This window comes from Acinetobacter lactucae (assembly GCF_013344765.1).
In the GTDB taxonomy this organism is placed as follows: Bacteria; Pseudomonadota; Gammaproteobacteria; order Pseudomonadales; family Moraxellaceae; genus Acinetobacter; species Acinetobacter lactucae_A.
The window spans coordinates 1-3,339 of the sequence record NZ_JABVBF010000247.1 but is presented as its reverse complement, the minus strand read 5'-3'; the positions used below and the strand labels follow the sequence as shown (position 1 = coordinate 3,339).

Annotated in this window: 2 protein-coding genes; one reads left to right on the top strand and one right to left on the bottom strand. The window is 39.4% G+C overall.

Annotated features, from left to right (window positions below):
* Positions 1 to 188 precede the first annotated feature (188 nt).
* Entirely contained in the window at positions 189 to 2,768 is a 2,580-nt protein-coding gene (clpB, locus tag HUN22_RS16205; protein ID WP_174731513.1) for an ATP-dependent chaperone ClpB, read from the top strand.
* A 51-nt stretch (positions 2,769 to 2,819) separates the two neighbouring features.
* Here the strand turns inward: clpB and HUN22_RS16200 are convergent, their stop codons facing one another.
* Entirely contained in the window at positions 2,820 to 3,314 is a 495-nt protein-coding gene (locus HUN22_RS16200; RefSeq protein WP_174731510.1) for a CinA family protein, read from the bottom strand.
* Between the last annotated feature and the right edge of the window lie 25 nt (positions 3,315 to 3,339).

Sequence of the window (3,339 nt, the reverse complement as noted above, 5' to 3'; positions counted from 1 at the left end):
TCAAGCATTTTAATAAAATGTAGCTGAACTGTACTTGAAATATATACAAAACAATCCCATATTATAATGGAGTTTTACTCGTTGTTATTTAAATAACATTATGAAAAATATATAAAAATTTATTTGAAATCCGAAGAAGTGTTCCCATCTATTAGACAAGTACAAATTTGTTGTGAGGAATAACAAGAATGCGTTTTGAGAAATTTACAAACCGCTTGCAGCAAGCCCTCTCAGATGCTCAATCTTTAGCGATGGGTAAGGACCATACCGCTATCGCAGGTATTCATATTTTGTCTACCTTGTTAGAAGAGCCATCAAATATTAGTTTGTTGCAACAAGCAGGTGCGCGGTTAACTGAACTTAAACAAAAACTTGAGCAAGCTATAAAAGACGCGCCGACTATTGCCAATCCAACGGGCGATGTCAACTTAAACCCAGAAGCCGTTAAAGCGCTTAATTTGGCAGACAGATATGCGCAGAAAGCAGGTGATGAATTTTTATCAACTGACTGGGTTTTATTAGGTTTGGCTGAGACAGGTGAAACTAAAAATATTTTAAGTGCGGTAGGTGTAACTCCCGACAGCTTACGCAAAGTAATTGAACATATTCGAGGTAATGACAAAGTCATGAGTAATAATCACGAAGACCAACGTGACTCACTTAATAAATATACGATTGATTTAACAGAGCGAGCTTTATCTGGAAAACTTGATCCTGTCATTGGGCGTGATGATGAAATTCGCCGTACCATTCAGGTGTTATCGCGTCGTACCAAAAACAACCCTGTTCTTATTGGTGAGCCGGGCGTAGGTAAAACCGCTATTGTTGAAGGTTTGGCACAGCGTATTGTGAATGGTGAAGTGCCAGAAGGCTTAAAAAGCAAACGAGTTTTATCATTAGATTTAGGTTCATTACTTGCTGGTGCTAAATATCGTGGTGAGTTTGAAGAACGTTTAAAAGCTGTTTTAAAAGATTTGGCTAAACACGAAGGCGAAATCATCCTGTTTATTGACGAGCTACATACGCTTGTAGGCGCTGGTAAAGGCGATGGCGCAATGGATGCAGGGAATATGTTAAAACCTGCATTAGCACGTGGTGAATTGCGTTGTGTGGGTGCGACGACCTTAGATGAATATCGCCAATACATTGAAAAAGATGCTGCTTTAGAGCGTCGTTTCCAGAAAGTACTGGTTGATGAACCAAGTGTTGAAGATACGATTGCGATTTTACGTGGTCTAAAAGAGAAATATGCCACTCACCATGGTGTGCAAATTTTAGACTCAGCGATTATTGCTGCGGCGAAAATGTCTCATCGTTATATTACCGATCGTCAATTACCAGACAAGGCAATTGATTTGATTGATGAGGCAGCTTCTCGTATTAAAATGGAGATTGACTCTAAACCTGAAGCACTCGATAAGCTTGATCGTCGTTTAATCCAGTTGAAAATGCAATTGGAAGCTGTGAAAAAAGATGAAGATGTCGGCAGTAAAGCTGAAGTCACTCATCTTGAAAAACAGATTGCTGAAGTCGAGAAAGAATACAACGACCTTGAAGAAATCTGGAAGTCTGAAAAAACTTTAGTAGAAGGTACTAAACAGGCTCAGGTTGAACTTGATAAAGCGCGTATTGCTTTTGAAAAAGCTCAGCGTGAAGGTGACTTAGCTGAGGCAGCACGTTTACAGTATGGCGTAATTCCAGAGCTTCAAAAACAACTTGAGCAAGATGAGGTTGCAGAAGAGAACGAAGAGCCAAAACTCATTCGTACTAAAGTGACTGAAAATGAAATTGCCGAAGTTGTGAGTGCGGCAACAGGAATTCCTGTTGCTAAAATGATGCAAGGTGAGCGTGAAAAACTCCTTAATATGGAAGAGTTTTTACATGACCGTGTTGTTGGGCAAGATGAAGCTGTTGTAGCTGTATCGAATGCTGTTCGTCGTTCACGTGCTGGTTTGTCTGACCCGAATCGACCTAGTGGATCATTCTTGTTCTTAGGTCCAACAGGTGTTGGTAAAACAGAATTAACCAAAGCACTGGCTAATTTCTTGTTTGACAGTGATGATGCCATGATTCGTATCGACATGAGCGAATTCATGGAGAAACATTCGGTGAGCCGTTTGGTCGGTGCGCCTCCAGGATATGTGGGTTATGAAGAAGGTGGTGTTTTAACTGAAGCTGTTCGCCGTAAGCCATATAGTGTGGTGTTGTTTGATGAGGTCGAAAAAGCACATCCAGATGTATTCAACATCTTGCTACAAGTATTGGATGATGGACGCTTAACAGATTCACAAGGTCGAGTAGTAGACTTTAAAAATACAGTAATTGTGATGACTTCGAACTTAGGTTCACAAGATGTACGTGAACTAGGTGAGGGTGCCACAGACGATGAAGTGCGTACCATTGTAATGAATGCGGTAAGTCAGCATTTCCGTCCGGAATTTATTAACCGGATTGATGAGCTTGTGATTTTCCATTCACTCAAAAAAGCACAAATTCGTGGCATTGCCGATATTCAGTTGGATCGATTACGTTCGCGTCTTGTTGATCGTGACATGAGTTTAACTGTAGATGATACTGCTTTTGATTTATTGATTGATGCTGGTTTCGATCCTGTCTATGGTGCGCGTCCATTAAAACGTGCGATTCAACAACAGATTGAAAACACATTGGCTCAAAAAATCTTGTCGGGTGATTTTGTCGCAGGTGATACTATTCTAGTTAAAGGCGAAAATGGGCATTTAGTCTTCGATAAAATGAAACTCAGCTAAGCTTTGTCTGCTAAAACCGAAAAGAGAATATGGAAACATATTCTCTTTTTTTTATGGTGAATCAGTTTTTATGGTTGATGTGAGTAAAGCAATTATGGCATCTGAAACTTTCTGAGTTAATGTCTTTAACTTTTGTTCTGAGTGACCAGATAAAAAATAACGATAATGGTAAATATTCTGTTGATAAGAAATACAAATAAAAAAAGTACCAACTGGTTTCTCTAGGGTTTCACTTCCACCAGATTTTAATAGCCCAGTGCAACTGACAATAATATCAGCTTGTTGAAATAAGCTTTGACCCAGCCTACACATTTCCTCCGTGACTTGCGGTGACTCTGCCGTGTAAGTCTCTATTAACTTTGGATCAATATTTAAAATACTAATTTTAATGCTTGGGTCGTAGCTCACTAAGCCACCGAGTAAAATATCTGCACCACTATTTTTATGAATAGAAAACTGACTTGTTAAATAACCAGAGCTCGCACTTTCAATAAAAGCAATTTTGAGCTGGTGATCTTCTAATAGTTGGCAGCATTGCTGAAGCATTATTTCACCTCGAATGGTGTTTATT